Annotated in this window: 13 protein-coding genes, 1 other RNA gene and 1 pseudogene; 13 read left to right on the forward strand and 2 right to left on the reverse strand. The window is 39.3% G+C overall.

All coding sequences use genetic code 11. From position 1 onward, the window contains the following. The first annotated feature begins 11 nt into the window (after positions 1–11). The 11 genes from PLZ15_13615 (at position 12) to ffs (ending at position 10,928) form a co-directional block, all read left to right on the forward strand. Complete coding sequence (locus PLZ15_13615; protein ID HOI30782.1) at positions 12–1,103, forward strand: glycosyltransferase; 1,092 nt, start codon at positions 12–14, stop codon at positions 1,101–1,103. Positions 1,104–1,216: 113 nt separating this feature from the next. Then, positions 1,217–2,038 carry a DUF1207 domain-containing protein gene (locus PLZ15_13620; protein ID HOI30783.1) on the forward strand — a complete coding sequence of 274 codons (822 nt, stop codon included), beginning with the start codon at positions 1,217–1,219 and terminating at the stop codon, positions 2,036–2,038. Positions 2,039–2,040: 2 nt separating this feature from the next. Next, positions 2,041–3,030, forward strand: a complete 990-nt coding sequence (locus PLZ15_13625; GenBank protein ID HOI30784.1) for a site-2 protease family protein — start codon at positions 2,041–2,043, stop codon at positions 3,028–3,030. Between the two features lie 191 nt (positions 3,031–3,221). Further along, positions 3,222–4,040: a hypothetical protein gene (locus PLZ15_13630; protein HOI30785.1), complete on the forward strand. Its 819-nt coding sequence runs from the start codon at positions 3,222–3,224 to the stop codon at positions 4,038–4,040. Between the two features lie 5 nt (positions 4,041–4,045). Continuing rightward, a complete protein-coding gene (locus PLZ15_13635) occupies positions 4,046–5,620 on the forward strand; it encodes a hypothetical protein (protein HOI30786.1) in 1,575 nt (524 codons plus the stop codon). 17 nt (positions 5,621–5,637) lie between these two features. Continuing rightward, complete coding sequence (locus tag PLZ15_13640; GenBank protein HOI30787.1) at positions 5,638–6,633, forward strand: hypothetical protein; 996 nt, start codon at positions 5,638–5,640, stop codon at positions 6,631–6,633. A gap of 4 nt (positions 6,634–6,637) precedes the next feature. After that, the gene (locus PLZ15_13645) at positions 6,638–7,537 is read left to right on the forward strand and encodes a PorV/PorQ family protein (protein HOI30788.1); all 900 of its coding nucleotides are present in this window, start codon (positions 6,638–6,640) and stop codon (positions 7,535–7,537) included. Between the two features lie 111 nt (positions 7,538–7,648). Then, positions 7,649–8,608, forward strand: coding sequence for a GNAT family N-acetyltransferase (locus tag PLZ15_13650; protein HOI30789.1), 960 nt, complete (start codon positions 7,649–7,651; stop codon positions 8,606–8,608). Positions 8,609–8,619: 11 nt separating this feature from the next. After that, positions 8,620–9,735 (forward strand): glycosyltransferase, encoded by a 1,116-nt coding sequence (locus PLZ15_13655; protein HOI30790.1) that lies wholly within the window; start codon positions 8,620–8,622, stop codon positions 9,733–9,735. Positions 9,736–9,740: 5 nt separating this feature from the next. Continuing rightward, on the forward strand, positions 9,741–10,760 hold the full coding sequence (locus PLZ15_13660) for a glycosyltransferase family 9 protein (GenBank protein HOI30791.1): 1,020 nt from the start codon (positions 9,741–9,743) through the stop codon (positions 10,758–10,760). A gap of 70 nt (positions 10,761–10,830) precedes the next feature. Continuing rightward, positions 10,831–10,928, forward strand: an RNA gene (ffs, locus tag PLZ15_13665) — signal recognition particle sRNA small type. A 6-nt stretch (positions 10,929–10,934) separates the two neighbouring features. Here the strand turns inward: ffs and uvrC are convergent. After that, a pseudogene (gene uvrC, locus PLZ15_13670) lies at positions 10,935–12,734 on the reverse strand (excinuclease ABC subunit UvrC). An 85-nt stretch (positions 12,735–12,819) separates the two neighbouring features. Beyond that, positions 12,820–14,058: a glucose-1-phosphate adenylyltransferase gene (glgC, locus tag PLZ15_13675; protein ID HOI30792.1), complete on the reverse strand. Its 1,239-nt coding sequence runs from the start codon at positions 14,056–14,058 to the stop codon at positions 12,820–12,822. 243 nt (positions 14,059–14,301) lie between these two features. Between glgC and PLZ15_13680 the strand changes: the two genes are divergently transcribed. Further along, entirely contained in the window at positions 14,302–15,870 is a 1,569-nt protein-coding gene (locus tag PLZ15_13680; protein ID HOI30793.1) for a M1 family metallopeptidase, read from the forward strand. Between the two features lie 5 nt (positions 15,871–15,875). Further along, positions 15,876–16,604 carry a UDP-2,3-diacylglucosamine diphosphatase gene (locus PLZ15_13685; GenBank protein ID HOI30794.1) on the forward strand — a complete coding sequence of 243 codons (729 nt, stop codon included), beginning with the start codon at positions 15,876–15,878 and terminating at the stop codon, positions 16,602–16,604. Position 16,605: the final 1 nt, after the last annotated feature.

Consider the following 16,605-nt stretch of genomic DNA (forward strand, 5'->3'; position numbering starts at 1 on the left):
AAAATTATATCATGTTTGAGTTGATCTTTTTAACTGGTCTTTCATTCTACTTTATCGAGATTCTTATTTTCACAATCGGAGCGGGGATCAGGTTCGGGAAAATTGATGATATAGACCTTCCGCCGATATCCGTGATTGTTGCCGCCAGGAATGAAGAGGAGAATATTCTCGATTGCCTCTCCTCCCTCCAAAACCTGATCTACCCTGAAGAAAAAATAGAAATCATAATCGTCAATGATCATTCAACAGACCGCACGGGAGAAATTATTGAATCGTTTATTTCGGAAAAAAAACGCTTCCGGCTTATTACTCCGTCAGAATCGATCGGACATCTCAAAGGGAAAACAAATGCTCTGGCCAATGCCGTAAAAATTTCTAACGGTGAGATTATACTAACTACCGATGCCGATTGTAAGGTGAACCCCAAATGGGCTCTTACGCTCGCATCATACTTTAAACCGGACGTCGGCTTTGTTGGCGGTTATACTACTCAAGGAGATGCAACCCCGTTTTTCGGGATGCAGGCAATCGATTTTATCTACCTTCTTACTGTGGCTGCAGGTTCTATCAATCTTAAGAAACCTCTCAGCTGCATCGGCAATAATATGTCGTATAGAAAGTCTGCCTATCTTGAAGTCGGCGGCTATGAGAATTTGAAATTCTCCGTAACAGAGGATTTTAATTTACTCATGGCAATTCACCATCTTAAGAAATACAAAATCATTTATCCGCTGGATAAAGGGGGACTTGTCACATCAAAACCTTGCCCAGATTTAAAATCACTTTTCTGGCAGAAGAAGAGATGGGGTGTTGGTGGAATTGAAAGCGATTTTATTGGCTACATGGTTATGGTATGGGGATATATTTCAAATCTTGGACTATTATTAACACCTTTCTTTTTCACTACTACGGCTTTATATTTGTGCCTCTTAAAATTATGTATCGACTATTTTTTTGTTTTACCGGTCTTTAATAAACTTGGCTTGAAAATAAAGGTTCTTCACTTTTTTGCATTTGAGATTTATTTCATTCTTTATGTGATTCTTCTTCCGTTTATTGTCCTGCCGGACAGGAAGGTAAAATGGAAAGGAAGGGAATTTTAACCCGGTTTTAATTTATCTTTTATAAAAATTTTTTTTAATGAGGTCTAAACGCTTTACTACAAATAAATTGTATGATCTTTAAAATCCCGAACAAATGGTTTGCAGAACGTTATATGAAAAAAAGTATTCTAATTTTCCTCTTTCTCGCTAATGTAATCAATTCGCAAAGTACCGAGCTTTTCCCGGGAAGTATTAACATCCAGCCGTTTTCCGCAAATACTCTGGAGCCGAGATTGGGTTTTTTGTTTCATTTTTCTAAAAATGAACTGCGGCTTGATATCGGTAATTCAATCGATATTTATCATTATAGAATAAATGATAGCGAGAAACTCTCTATAGGTGCGGATCTTTTTACCTATACATTGCTGAGAGGGGAGAAGGATTTTCATTTCCCTGTTGATGCTGTCGATTACCTGTTCGGTATTAATGCAGGTTATAAAAAATCTGAAGGTAACATTGAATACGGAGCCCGCGTTAGATTAAGTCATATTAGTGCTCATTTTGTTGATGGTCATTACGACGGAGTAAATCAGCAGTGGAGAGACGGGCTCAATCCTAGAGTCTATAGCCGGGAGTTTGTAGAACTGATGCCGTTTTATAAAATCAACTCATTCAGAGCATATGCCGGATTTACTTATTTATTCCATGTTACACCTGAATTCATCGGCCGGACAAATTATCAATTAGGATTCGATTATTTTGCCCCAGGTTTGTTGGTAGAGAATCTAACACCATTTGCAGCATACGACATTAAACTAATTAATATAGGCACGTATTCCGCCAATCATTCATTCTCAGCCGGAATTAAATTCGGCAAACCTGATTCGCGCGGTATTAGTCTCTATTTCCATTTTTACTCCGGTAAAAGTATACACGGGGAGTATTTCGATTTTCCTAAAGCCTATTCGGCTGTTGGCATTAATCTGGATCTCTGATAATGTCTGATTCCTACGCTAATAAATCGTACTCTTCTTTTTTAACATCGAAAAAAAAATCGGTATTAATTCATATCTCTCTTTTCGTTATTACATTTTTAACAACCATTATTGCCGGCATGGAATGGACGACGGGTAAGATGGGCCCTTATGAAGTAAACGAAATGATGCGCGGGCTTCCGTATGCGCTTTCGATTCTATTTGTTTTAACCGTTCATGAGTTCGGACATTATTTTGCCGCTCTTTATCACAAAGTAAAAGCAACACTACCATATTTCATCCCGTTCCCTCCGATCCCGGGATTTTTTAATTTCGGTACAATGGGAGCTGTCATCAAAACTAAATCCGTAATTCCAAACAACAGGGCAATGTTCGATATCGGTGTCGCAGGACCTATTGCAGGATTCCTTGCCAGTACCGCTTTGCTCGTTTACGGCTTTTCTAATTTGCCTCCGGTTGATTACATATTACAAATTCATCCCGATTATTTTTCGCCTGAATACGGAAAGGACGCAATTCATCTTGAATTCGGGACTACACTTCTTTTTGAAATTGTTAAATATCTCTTTGCTAATCCCGATTCTTTTATTCCGCCAATGTCCGAAATTTATCACTATCCCTATCTTTGTGTAGGTTGGTTCGGTCTTTTCATAACTGCAATGAATCTTATTCCCGTCGGTCAGCTCGATGGCGGCCATATCATATACAGCATGTTCGGCGGTAAAATTCATGAAGCGGTTGCATCCATTTCAATGCTCCTGCTCGCATTCATTGGTGTATCAGGATTCATCGGTACGTTGGGTATTGAGCTCGGATTCGGATGGAGCGGTTGGCTCTTCTGGGCTTTCATTCTCTATTTTGTAATTAAGGTTAAGCATCCCCCTGTACCGTTTTTTGAAAAACTGAGTACCGGACGGATGATAATCGGTTTTTTTGCAATCCTCATTTTCATACTCTCTTTCTCACTCTCACCGTTTGTCCTCTCTTTCTAATTGTGAGTTAAATTTGATGACTTGACATTAAAAGTGTCAATTTTTACTTTTGTCCCACACAATCGGGAAAAATTATAGATACTTTGCTACTTTAGTTTTTGTTCAACATTTTTATAGGCAAATTTTCTATGATTTTTTCTTTTTTTTTGCATGCCTCTGTATCTTACCCGAATTTTTTAAGGAAGATTAATTTGTCGCCCCGGTTTCTAATTGTCATTATTATTCTGATTTTTTCCGCCTGCGAGGAAATTCCCGAAGGGATTGTTGAACAAACTAAAGTTTACAACAAAGTAAAAAATATATCTGCCCCGCTGAGTTTCAGCTATTCGGTTGCAGATTCGAGTCTGCTGACACGTATTGAATTTGAGGATTCTAAATATATATCCCGGGCATGGCTTAAGATAAGATCTCTGGATGGTACAGTTACTGTCATTTCATCTTCTGAGATGAAGGATAACGGCAATTTACCTGTTAACGGTGATTTGAATGCAAATGATAATATATTTTCTGCCAGGATTGGAATCAGTAAAAAATATTCCAGCGGTAAATATCTTATCGAGTATTACGTCGAAGATAATGTTAAACAAAGTCCTGAAAATTTATCGAAGGTTGCAGTCCATCTTTTTGATTACAATAACAATCAGGTCAGTTATACTCCGGTTATATCGAATCTTTCAATCCCTTCAAGTGTAAACAGAGGCGATTCGTTCATATTTACAATTAAGGCGGAAGACCGGAACGGACCCGGCGATATATCCCAGGTTTACTTTAAACTATTCCGGCCGGATGGCTCGCTTGTCGATCCGCAGAATGGTCTCGGATATTTTCTGATGGTTGATGACGGGAATTTTGACGTCTTTGGAGATCAGACAGCTGGAGATGGTATCTATTCATTTAAGAATTCATTCGGAACAACTTCTCAAACCGGAAGCTGGAAATTCGAATTTCAGGCCAAGGATAAAAGCAATAACCTCAGCAATATTATAACTCATTTTATGAATGTTAATTGATTGATATGAAAAAATTTCTTTCCCTCTATATTTTATTCGGTATAGCAATAACTGCCCAGCAGATCCCGGTTCAGTTTAATCTTGAAAGCAATATTCTTTCAAAAGCTTACGATTCCACTCCGGCGAGCAATACAATAGAAAGAATTCTGATACGGGATAACACTATTTGGCTCGGTACTTCGAAAGGTCTGAGCAAATCGACTGATGGAGGAAATACCTGGACTAACTATTACAAATCCGAGGCTTTCGGAGAAGAGAGCATTTCGGCAATTGCATACAATAACGGGATTATCTACGCTGCTACCTGGCATTTTCAATACGACGACAGGGTAAAAGAGACCTATCCTTTCGGAACAGGAATCCGTTACTCTTCCGATGGCGGTAATACATGGAAAAAGATTGATCAGCCGATGGATAATGTAGGCGACTCAACAATTACTTACGGTTCCAACATGTTATGGGCTCAGCCGGTTGCTACTGAATTCCAGAATTTTATTTACGATATCGAAATAACATCCGGAACTATATGGATCGCTTCTTTCGGCGGTGGATTCCGTAAATCGACTGATATGGGTAAAACCTGGCAGAGGGTTGTTCTTCCTCCCGATAATCTAAACTCAATTGCACCTTCCGACCAGTTAAATTTTATCTGGAAACCGAAAGCCGGTACTCTCGGTAATTATAATCACACCGCTTTTTCCGTGTTGGCCGAGAATGATAACGTTATATGGGTTGGTACTGCCGGGGGATTAAATAGGAGTGAGGACGGCGGTATCAGCTGGCGGAAGTTTAATCATACAAATCAATCGGAACCAATCACCGGAAATTTTATACTTGCGCTCGATAAAAATCTGCACGACAACTCAATCTGGGCCGGTACGTGGAAAACAGAAGGCCAGACGGAATTCTGGGGCGTTAGCCGTTCCAAGGACGGAGGTTTTACGTGGGATCAGTTTCTTACCGATGAGCGGGTCATGGATTTCGGATTTAAATATTCCGGAAGCCCCGGAAATTATACCGCTTCCGAAATATTTGTCGCCACCCAGAACGGATTGTACCGGTCCATAAATAACGGTGCTTCCTGGATTGCCGCACCTGACATTATAGACGACGGAACTAAAGTATCGATTAATACACGGCACTTCCGTGCAGTTGAAATTGAAAATGCTAACAATAATTCCCATAATGTCTGGATCGGTTCGGTTAACGGACTTGTCCGCTTAAATGAAACTTCCGGAATCTGGCAGGGGAACTGGAAAGTATTTCTTGCGAGCGATGAGATTAGTTCTGTTTCAGAATCGTATGCTTTCCCGAATCCGTTTAATCCGAACAGGAATCAGGTTAGTATTAAATATGCCCTCGATAAACAGGAAAATATTACTGTCAGAATTTTCGATTTCGGTATGAATCTGGTCAGGACTCTTATACAAAATGCACCGCGTAGTATAAGCCAGAATCATATTGAGTCCTGGAACGGGAAGGATGAATCGGGTAAGGTAGTGCCCAACGGTGTTTATTTTTACAGGATTGACGCCGGTTCAGATAAACCGCTGTTCGGTAAAATAATTGTCATATTGTAATTAAATCGGGTTCTGTCTTGAAAAAGTTTTTAAGTATTACACTGTTATTGACTTCTGTTCTCATTGCTCAGCCGGAATTTTCTGGAATCAGCAGTATGCCTGGTGCTTTCAGCAGAATCGGTTTCGGTGCAAGGGGAATTGCAATGGGTAATTCAATTTCTTCGGTTAAAACAGGTAATCTGGTTTCTTTTTATAATCCGGCGCTCGCATCTTTTCAGGAAGGAAATCTTTTTCAGACGGCCTACTCGTTTCTATCACTCGACCGGACTCTCAATTTTATAAGCTTCACACGCAAATTCGAATTTGGAAGCGTTGAAACTCCGGACGGGAAAACTAAACCGAGATCTGTTGCGGGATTTAGTGCAGGATTGATTAATGCGGGTGTTTCGGGAATTGACGGCCGAGATAATCAGGGTGTTAAAACCGGCGACCTTTCAACATCCGAAAATCAATTCTTCATTGCCGTTTCAAACCGGTTCTCCGATAAAATTGCCGTGGGAATTGCATTCAAATTTTATCTCTTCAAACTCTACGAGGATTTTACTTCTAATGGTGTCGGCTTTGATGCCGGAATTCTTTATTCGTATAACGACGCTCTTACTTTTTCACTGGTTATGACGGATATTAACAGTAAGTATGAGTGGGACAGCGGAAAGATTTACGGTACTTCGGGAAGTATAACGAAGAATAAATTCCCGTTCCTTACAAAAATCGGGGCATCTTATCACTTTAAAGAGAACGGAATATTAACTTCTATTGAGTTTGAAAACAGTAATGCCGGCTCAAAATATCTTCGCGCCGGAATTGAGTATAATATAATTACCGATCTTTACTTAAGAGGCGGGATTGACCGGATTAATCTGGTAAATAGTGAAATTCCTCTTCGACCCTCATTCGGTTTTTCATATTTTTACACGTTGAATAATTTACGGCTGGGATTCGACTATGCGTTTGTTATAGAACCCTATTCCTCGTCGGATCATCATATAATCGGTGTCAATATAAACTTCTGACCATATGCTAAAAAAAATATTTATAACTCTTACATTATCTGCTTCATTAATCTCGGCACAGTCAGCAGGAAATTCAGGTGTAGCTTTCCTCAAACTCGGCACGGGGGCACGGAATATTGCTATGAGCGATCTCGGTGTTATAAGTGGAAGTGAGTTAACTTCAATTCAATATAATCCGGCTCAGCTTTCAGTTCTGAGATTAACGCAGTTGTCATTCTCTCATAATTCTTTGTTTCAGGATCTGAGTTCGGAAATTTTTTCTGCAAGCATTGTTGCTTTCGGACTTCCGTTTGCTCTTAATGTAAATACTACATCAATTTCTGATATCGAAATAAGAAACATTCCCGGCGACCCTATCTCAAAATTTAACGCAAATTATTTCTCTGCCGGGCTATCAACAGCATTTAATGTTATTGAGAATCTTCATGCGGGTGTTACTTTCAGGTATATATATGAAAATTTGTATTCCGATGAAGCATCGGGATACGGCTTCGATCTTGGTGTCCTTTATTCCGGACTGATAAACAATCTATCGGTCGGTGCTTCATTGAGGAATATCGGCTCAATGAGTATGATGAGAAATGAATCTACAAAACAGCCGATCGATTTCAGAGCCGGCGCTTCCTATTCAATCGACTTCGGACAGTCAAAAATAAAAATGAATGCCATCGGAGGAATTCAGAAGTATCTGGATGATGAATCGCTCCACCTGCACGTCGGGACGGAATTGGTTTACGATGATGCTTTTTTTGTCAGAGGCGGTTATTTAACCGGATCGGATTCAAAGAATATTAGTGCGGGTTTCGGATTGAAATGGAAAGGTCTGAATATTGACTATGCTTACGTCCCGGTTAAGTATGGCCTGGGTGATAATAATATCATTACTTTTATATATACATTTTAACAGGAAGTGATGACTATACCCGGGGATGTTGCACAATTTGTGAAATGTAAGACGATTAAATAGTATTTTTGAATCCGGAATCTTCATCAATGCAGTTGCGGAACAAATAATATGGAAATCATCAAGTATTCTGAAGACTGGAAAGAAAAGTGGGATCAATTTGTTCTGGAATCGAACAACGGTACAATGTTTCACCTCCAGAAATTTTTAGACTACCACACACCTGGCAAATTCCGTTTCGATCATCTAATATTCACTAAATATGGGAAAATAGAGGCGGTTCTGCCCGGTGCATTGCGCAATGGTATTTATGAATCTCCGATCGGAGCCAGTTACGGATCTATTGTTACCAAGGATATTAAATTTGCAGAAGCAATGGAAATTGTTTCGGCTCTGCTGGATTACGGTAAAAAAAATAATATTAAGGAATTCGAACTGACTTCGGCGCCAATGATATATGAGAAGTATCAAAACCAGAATCTTGAATTCGCAATGAGATGGCTCGGTTTTGATTACAAACTCCATTATATATCTAGTGCAATTAATCTAAGGAAGGGTGAGGATTACCTTCTTAGATTTTCGCCAACAACTAGAAGAAATGTCCGCAAGACTTTCCGAATTAAAGATCTGCGGATTGAAATTAACGAGAGGTACGATCAGTTTTATCCGATATTAGTTGAAAACAAAGCTAAGCATAATTCAAAGCCGACGCATTCCTACGATGATTTAATAAAATTAAAACAGCTTCTCCCAAATAATCTTGTCCTTTTTATGGTCTATCTCGGTGAAAAACCAATCGGTGGCTCGCTGGTTTTTATTGCTAATAGAAATGTAGCTCTCTGTTTTTATAACATGATGCTTTATGAGTTTGCAGAATATAAGCCGATGCACAGAATTATGTACGATGTTGTTAATTATGCCACAGATAAAGGTTACTCCTACGTCGATATTGGCGTTTCCCAGGATACTAAAGCGGAAAATCCGATGACGCCCAGTATGAGCCTGATTGAATTCAAAGAACAATTTGATGCCAAAACGATAATGCGCAATAATCTCAGTATTAAACTTTAATGCGGTTTACTATGCAGAAAAAAGTATGCATAGCATTTCTTGGCAACGCACTTCACGATTCCCGTATTGTCAACCTAACTAATTCACTTAAAAATGACGGATCCAGCGTAAAGGTTATTTCGTTCGACTGGTTTATAAGCAATCAGCCTTTTAATGACGATACATATACTGTCAATAAACTGAAGAAGGGAAGTCTGTCGATTCTTTTTTATCTCCGCTTTGCTATTATACTTCTAAGAGAATTGATTAAGTGCAGAGCGGATCTCTTTTTTGCAGAGGATTTTTATACACTTCCGATTGTTACTATAGTCGGTAAATTTAAAAGAGCGAAAATATTTTATAACAGCCGCGAACTTTATGCCTTCCTCGGCGGGTTACGTAACAGGCCGTTCCTTCAGTCGATTGTTAAATCAATTGAAAAACTGTTCATTAAGAGAGTTGAGCTCGTACTCACAACCGGCGAGATGGATTCCCGCTTCCTCGAGAACTTCTATGGAATTAATAACACATTAGTTATTAGAAATATTCCTCTGCTTCAGCAACCCGAAAAGGTAATTGACTTTAGAGCAAAATACAGCCTGAATAAAGATACGTTCATTTTAATTTACCAGGGAGTTCTGCTTGAGGGGAGAGGCATACCGCTAATTATTAAAGCCTTGGAGAAATTACCCGGCACCGTTCTTATTATTCTGGGCGATGGTGAACAGAAAAATAATTTCAGTAATCAGGCCGTTAAAGCAAACATCTCGGATAGAGTCTTTTTTGCCGGGACTGTCAGTCAGAAGGAACTGATCAATTTTACTGCAGGGGGGGACTTAGGTCTATCCTTAATAGAAAATATAAGTGTCAGCTATTATCATGCTCTTCCGAACAAAATGTTTGAGTATATAATGGCCGGTGTTCCCGTACTTGCATCCGATCTTCCGCAAATGAAAATGATCATAGAAAAATATCAGGTCGGCGAGGCAATTAATATCTCCAATCCGGAAAGTATTGTTGATGCTGTCCTTAAATTAAAATCTGATACTGAATTATTGAAAAAATATAAGACTAACTGTTTAACAGCTTCGCGTGAATTGAATTGGCAGGAAGAATATAACAGAGTCCGGAATAAAATATTAGATTAAGTAGAATGACAAAACAGAAAAGGATTTTAATTGTGCGGCCGGACAGGATTGGCGATGTTGTCCTTTCAACACCGTTGCCCCGTGAAATTAAAAAGCAATTCCCCGGTTCGTTCGTTGCAGTGCTTCTGCGTAAATACACCAGGGATATCTATGAAAACAATCCTTACGTTGATAAAATTCTTCTGATTGACGATATACCGGAAAATTCTATCGAATCATTCTGGAAAAAAGTTAATGAGGTAAGGCATTTCCGTTTTACTCATTCCTTAACTTTACTGCCTACTGAACGATTGAATTACCTGCTTTTTTTTGCCGGTATCCCGTATCGTGTGGGAGTAGGTCATAAATTATATCAGGCCCTAACGTTTACACGGTATGTATCCCGGAAGAAATATATCCCGCTACGTCACGAGTCGGATTATTGTATGGATCTCGCTAGAAAGATCGGAGTTGTAGCGGACAATCTGGGTTCTGAGATACATCTTACAGATGATGAAAAGAAAAAAGCATCAGAGTTAAGAAATCAATATCTGAGCGGGCGAAAATTTATCGTCGGCATCCATTCTACAAGCGGTAACTCTGCCCCTAACTGGGGAGAAGAGTATTACAGAAAATTGATTGATTTACTGCGTCAGCGTAATGATGTCAGAATTGCGGTTACCGATAATCAACCGCCTGATTCGTTAAAAGATATTCCTGATCTTGTCTATCCGAATTCCGGCAATCAATCGCTGCGTGAATCAATTGTAAATTTTGTTACTCTCGATCTACTTATATCTGCAAGCACCGGACCAATGCACATTTGCGCTGCTCTTAAAATCAAAACACTTTCAATGTTCTGTCCTTTAACTGCCTGTTCTCCAAAGCTCTGGGGACCGGTGGGTAATCTGAGTAAAATCATTCTTCCGTCTGAGAATTACTGTGGTACAATATGTCCGGGTGACCCGAAGAAATGTACGTTCGAGGGTAATGGTGGAATAGAAGTAGAAAGAGTCTTAAATTCTCTTAACGACATAATCGATTGATTGATTAACGGAGAATTCCGAGCCAGGATTTCTTTGCTTCATCTAAAATTTCTATATTTGCAACCTGTTTTGCCAAGCCCTAATCGGCAAGTTGATACCCAATCCCGCCAGGTCCGGAAGGAAGCAACGGTCAGTATTTAATTTGGGTGATTAGGTGTCTTGGCTTTTTTGTTTGTAATGATTATAAATCAATTCTGCTTTGGATTTCCCTGCAACCTTGGAAAGTTCTTCAAGAGGTGCAATCTTTATATTGTCGATCCCTTTGAAATGTGAGAGCAGTTTTTCCGCAACTTTATTCCCGATTCCTTTTATCTCCAGTAATTCCGAAGTAATAGTCCTTTTACTTCGCCTCTCTCGGTGGAATGTGATGGCAAAACGGTGGGCTTCATCCCGTATCTGCTGAAGCAGTTTTAAGCTTGAGGAAGTTTTAGGAATGGACTGAGGATCCGGATTCCCCGGCAGAAAAACCTCCTCCAGTCTCTTTGCTAATCCTATAATTTCATAATCCGGTATACCTAGCTGGTCCAGAGTTTCGATCGCGCTTGAAAGCTGTCCCTTTCCTCCGTCCACCATTATCAGCTCCGGCAGTTTTTCCTTCTCATCTATCAATCGAGAGTATCTACGGTGAATTATTTCTCTCATACTGGCAAAATCATCTGGTCCATCTACAGTTTTTATAATAAATTTTCTATAGAGACTCTTTTTCGGCTTGCCGTCAACAAATACAACCAGACTGGCAACAGCGTCGCTCCCCTGAAGATTCGAATTATCGAAACACTCAATCCTACGCGGAAGGTTTTTAAGATGCAGATCCCTCTGAAGTGCAGATAAAGCGTAGGGAATACTCCCTTCCTTTTTCATCTTTTGAAGTTGAATCTCTTTAAGATGCAGTTCGGCATTTTGTTTGCACATCATTAATAGGGATTTCATTTCGCTCTGCTTCTGCGGAATAATAAATCTGCCTTTCTTAATTGCCCGTGTGTTCAGCCATTCCAGTATCGATTCGGAATCTTCCGGTTCGGCTTCTATTACAATCTCCTTGGGTACTTCAACAAATTCATCATAATAGAATTTAATTATTGCCGAATAGATCCCGGCTTCCGGCTCATTCTCTTCTGTTGAAAGAGTAAGTTGCTTCTTCCCGACCAGTTTTCCGGAACGGATGTTTAATATAGTTGCGGAGACATCTTTACCTTCATACGCCGCACTTATCACATCCCTGTCGCCTGAATCAGTTGTAACAACCTTCTGTTTCGATGAGTAAACACTCAGCTGCTCAATTCTGTCTCTTATCTCTGCCGCTTTCTCGAATTCAAGCTGTGCTGACGCGCTATTCATCTCCTCTTTCAAATCTGCGATCAGTTCGTCGGTGCGTCCACGTAGAACTTTTATAACCTGGTTTACCATTTTGTTGTAATGGATCTGGCTGACAAGTCCTTCGCACGGACCTTCACATTTTTTTATATGATAATCGAGGCAGACCTTAAATTTTTTCTTCGCTATTGTCTCTTCATTTATATCGTATTTACAGCTTCTGATTTTGAAAATTTTATTCATAAGTCTGAGCGAAGATTTCATATTCTTCACATCGGTGTAAGGACCGAAGTATTTTGAACCGTCCTTTACAACGTTTCTTGTAGGAAATATCCGCGGATAGGGTTCGTTTGTAACTACAATATATGGGAATGATTTATCGTCCTTCAGATTGATATTATACCGCGGCTTTAATTCTTTTATCAGGTTGTTCTCGAGAACAAGGGCTTCTATTTCGCTATCGGTAATTATCAGTTCAAGATCAGCTATTTTTGAAACAAGTGCACTTGTCTTGGCATTTTCTATTCTGCTCTGAAAGTAGGACCGAACCCTGTTTCTTAGGTTTTTCGCTTTACCGACATAAATTACTTTCCCTTTATCATTCTTAAACTGATAAATGCCCGGTAGTGCAGGAAGATTCTCTAATTTGTCCTGAAGCATAGAAATATTTGCTAATGTATTTGTGTCTGAAATTTATATCAAATCGGAATTAAAAACCCCTCCGGGAGAGGGGTTTGTGAGTGCTTTATTTAAATATATAATTTTTGGGGATCACAACAATTCCTGTCTCAGAAACCGTGAACCTTTTCTTATCGGCTTCCGGATCAAAACCGATCTCGGTTGCTTCGGGTATAACAACGTTTTTGTCAATAATCGCTCTTCTTATTCTCGCGTGCCTGCCGATCTTACAATTATCCATTATTATCGAATCGGTAACGTACGAATAACTGTTAACTCTAACGTTGAAGCCGACTATTGATCTTTCAACAAGGCCTCCGGAAATTATTGTACCGTCGGAAATTGCAGAATTAAAAGCTCTACCCACTCTTTCACCTTCATGCGATACTGTTTTGGTCGGCGGGAATTGCCTTTGCTGGGTTCTTAAAGGCCAATCGAAATCATATAGGTTGAAATGTGGATCAATGCTTATCAGATCCATACTGGCAGCATAGTAACTGTCGATTGTTCCTACATCCACCCAGTATGGTTCATCCTTCTTATTTTCATCTACAAAACGGTATGCCTGAACCTTGTAATTATTTTTAAGCATATAGGGAATAACATCTTTTCCGAAGTCGTGATTATGAATTTTTTCCTGATCGGTTTTTTGAAAAACTTCCTTTAGTGCACTTACATTGAAAACATAAATTCCCATATTAACAAATGAAAAAGCATCTTTGCCCGGAATTGATGGGGGATTCTTGGGTTTTTCAATGAACGAGTTAACTTTGTAGCTATCGTCAATTTCGATAACACCGAATCGGTTAGCAGTGCTTTTGGGGACTTCAATGCTGGAAATCGTTAGCTCGGCGCCTTTTTCAAGATGATACTGAATCATCTTAAGGTAGTCCATCTTGTAAATATGGTCTCCCGAAAGGATCAGTATCCATTCATAATTTTCATCCTCCAGCAGGTTGAAATTCTGTTGAATAGCATTGGCTGTGCCAAGATACCAGTTATTACTCGTTTTGAATTGCGGAGGAATTGAATAGATAAATTCACCTAATTCCGGATTGAATATATTCCAGGCTTCGTAAAGGTGACGGTTAAGTGAATCGGATTTGTATTGAGTTAGTACAAAAATTTTTCTGAAACCTGAGTTAAGACAGTTTGATAACGTAAAATCGATTATTCTGTATTTCCCTCCGAATGGTACAGATGGTTTCGTCCTGAATTTTGTAAGAGGGAATAATCGTTCTCCCTGTCCTCCGGCTAAAACCATTATCAATGTTTTGCGAAGTATCGTCGATCCAGTATAAGCCATTTCGAACCTCAACTATTTTGTTCAAAATATATCTAATTAAGAATTGATTGGCAATCGTTGAAATTGTTAACTTTGAGTTAACTATTCGACAATTCATCTTCTTTTCTTATGCGTATCAAAAGAAAAACATTTTTTCTCGCATTAACCGGAATAATTTTATTCTCTATTGCCGCTTACTTTCTATTTCGCTTATATGATCAATTCAGTTTCATTGCTGAAAATGAAAAGCATATCGGAATTTTAATGGATCTTAAAGAGATCGATTCTGAGTTTATTGAAGAATACAATGATAGTTCGCAGCATAAACTTGATGTTCTGCATTACAATATTAAAATTGAACTACTCCCCGAAACCGGGACCATTAAAGGTGATGTGACTCTTACTCTTACTTCAAATCCTTACGACCGGCAGAACCTTATACTTAACTTTTACGACAATCTTAAGATCAATTCCGTTTTCCTGAACAACCGTCCTGCTAAATATTCCAGATCCGAAACAAGCATATCGATTGAAAAAGGCGAGTATGTTACCGACACTTCATTTGTCCGGATTAAGTATGAAGGGAAACCCAAAAGCCTCGGATTCGGTTCGTTCAAATTTGACGATATGAACGGAAGCAAATTGATCTATACTCTTAATGAACCTGTCTTTGCCTCCACCTGGTTCCCCTGTATCGACCGGCCGGATGATAAGGCTCTTGCGGATATCTATATTACTAACGACTCTTCTTTCGTATCTCTTTCGAACGGCAGATTAAAAGGTATTTCAGTTGATAAAGATAAAAGGACTTATCACTGGAAACTGTTCTACCCGATTTCCACTTACCTTATCGCTCTCTATTCCGGTAATTATAAGACTTATTCAGATAAATTTATTTCCGCCGGCGGCGATACTGTGGATCTTTTCTGCTATGCCCTTCCGGATAAGTTTGAAGATGCAGTACGAGATTTTTCCGATCACAAAAAATACCTTGAAGTTTTTGAGGAACTGTTCGGAGTCTATCCTTTTCCCAAAGAGAAATATTCTATTGCCCAGTTCAACTGGGTTTACGGTGCCATGGAACATCAGACAATAACCGGGCTTGGAACAGATTTCATCTCGGGCAGGAAATTATTCAGAGACATGATCATTCATGAACTGGCTCATCAATGGTGGGGGAATGCTGTAGGTCCTGCAACCTGGCGGGATATTTGGCTCAACGAAGGATTCTCAACTTACTCCGAAGCTCTCTACTGGGAAAGGACAATCGGTGCCGATGCTTTAAGAACAACGCTTGCCGCCAAATTCGGAACCTTCAGGCGCGGAAATCTACATAATCCCGATAACCACCTTTTTAGCTCCCTTGTATACGATAAAGGGGCCTGGGTCCTTCATATGCTCAGGAAAGAAACGGGTGATTCAACTTTTTTTAAAATCCTCAGAAACTATTATCAGCGGTATAAGTATAAAAATGCGTCTACCGGGGATTTTAAGAAAATTGCCGAGGAAGTCTCTGGGAAAAACCTAAAACAATTTTTCGACCAGTGGGTATTCACAGGAGAGGGAATTATCGAAGCCGGTTACAGTTACCGGGTGGAAAAATCTGACGGAAAATTCAAAACAATTATATCGATTAAACAGTTACAAAATGGTTACGATATTTATAAATTTCCGGTTGATATTAAACTTGTATTCGATAACGGCGAACAAATTGAAAAATTTAACATATCCCGGAAAGATCAGGAATTGATAATATTAAATGATTCGGAACCCCGGGACGTGATTATCGATCCGGATAAATGGCTCCTTGCTACATTCGAATTATTAAAATAGAATTTATGAAAGAGAAACAGACATATTTTTTTATCTCGGATATCCATCTTGGATTAAATAACCGGGAGATAGAAAAGGAGAAGGAGAAGCTCCTTGTCTCATTCATCCATTATGCCGCAAAAAACTGCGATCATCTCTATATTGTCGGCGATCTGTTCGATTACTGGTTTGAATATAAAACCGTAATTCAGAAAGGATTTTTCAAGACGCTCGCGGCTTTAACCGAACTCGCTGAATCCGGTGTTAAGATCCATTACTTCATCGGGAATCATGATTTCCTTCACAGGGATTTTTTCGAAAAGGAGATCGGAGCAGTGATGTATCATGATGCGGTTGATGTGGTCCTGAACGGTAAACGTTTTTTCATCGGTCACGGAGACGGACTGGTGAAGAATGATACCGGGTATAAAATTTTAAAGAAGATTTTAAGGAACCGGTTTTTGCAAAAAATTTATTCCGCGGTTCATCCGGATATCGGTGTAAGTATTGCAAGTTCAACTAGCAGAAAGAGCAGGGATTATACGGCACAAAAGGATTATGGCACAGGTGATGGATTGAAGGAAACTGCCAGAATCAAATTGAATTCCGACTACGATTATGTAATCTTCGGACATTCACACCTGCGTGCAAATGAAAAATTTAATAACGGATTTTACATTAACCTCGGAAGCTGGCTCGATTCTCCCTGTTATGGAAAATTTGTAGAATCTTTCGAGATTATCGACTGGAAATAAT

It is taken from the genome of Melioribacteraceae bacterium (assembly GCA_035362835.1).
GTDB lineage: Bacteria > Bacteroidota > Ignavibacteria > Ignavibacteriales > Melioribacteraceae > DSXH01.

Excerpts from the sequence above, each read along its gene's own strand:
- PLZ15_13615 (HOI30782.1), top strand. The coding sequence starts at position 12 with ATGTTTGAGTTGATCTTTTTAACTGGTCTTTCATTCTACTTTATCGAG.
- PLZ15_13620 (HOI30783.1), top strand. The coding sequence starts at position 1,217 with ATGAAAAAAAGTATTCTAATTTTCCTCTTTCTCGCTAATGTAATCAAT.
- PLZ15_13625 (HOI30784.1), top strand. The coding sequence starts at position 2,041 with ATGTCTGATTCCTACGCTAATAAATCGTACTCTTCTTTTTTAACATCG.
- PLZ15_13635 (HOI30786.1), top strand. The coding sequence starts at position 4,046 with ATGAAAAAATTTCTTTCCCTCTATATTTTATTCGGTATAGCAATAACT.
- PLZ15_13645 (HOI30788.1), top strand. The coding sequence starts at position 6,638 with ATGCTAAAAAAAATATTTATAACTCTTACATTATCTGCTTCATTAATC.
- PLZ15_13650 (HOI30789.1), top strand. The coding sequence starts at position 7,649 with ATGGAAATCATCAAGTATTCTGAAGACTGGAAAGAAAAGTGGGATCAA.
- PLZ15_13655 (HOI30790.1), top strand. The coding sequence starts at position 8,620 with ATGCAGAAAAAAGTATGCATAGCATTTCTTGGCAACGCACTTCACGAT.
- PLZ15_13660 (HOI30791.1), top strand. The coding sequence starts at position 9,741 with ATGACAAAACAGAAAAGGATTTTAATTGTGCGGCCGGACAGGATTGGC.
- glgC (HOI30792.1), bottom strand. The coding sequence starts at position 14,058 with ATGGCTTATACTGGATCGACGATACTTCGCAAAACATTGATAATGGTT.
- PLZ15_13680 (HOI30793.1), top strand. The coding sequence starts at position 14,302 with ATGGATCTTAAAGAGATCGATTCTGAGTTTATTGAAGAATACAATGAT.
- PLZ15_13685 (HOI30794.1), top strand. The coding sequence starts at position 15,876 with ATGAAAGAGAAACAGACATATTTTTTTATCTCGGATATCCATCTTGGA.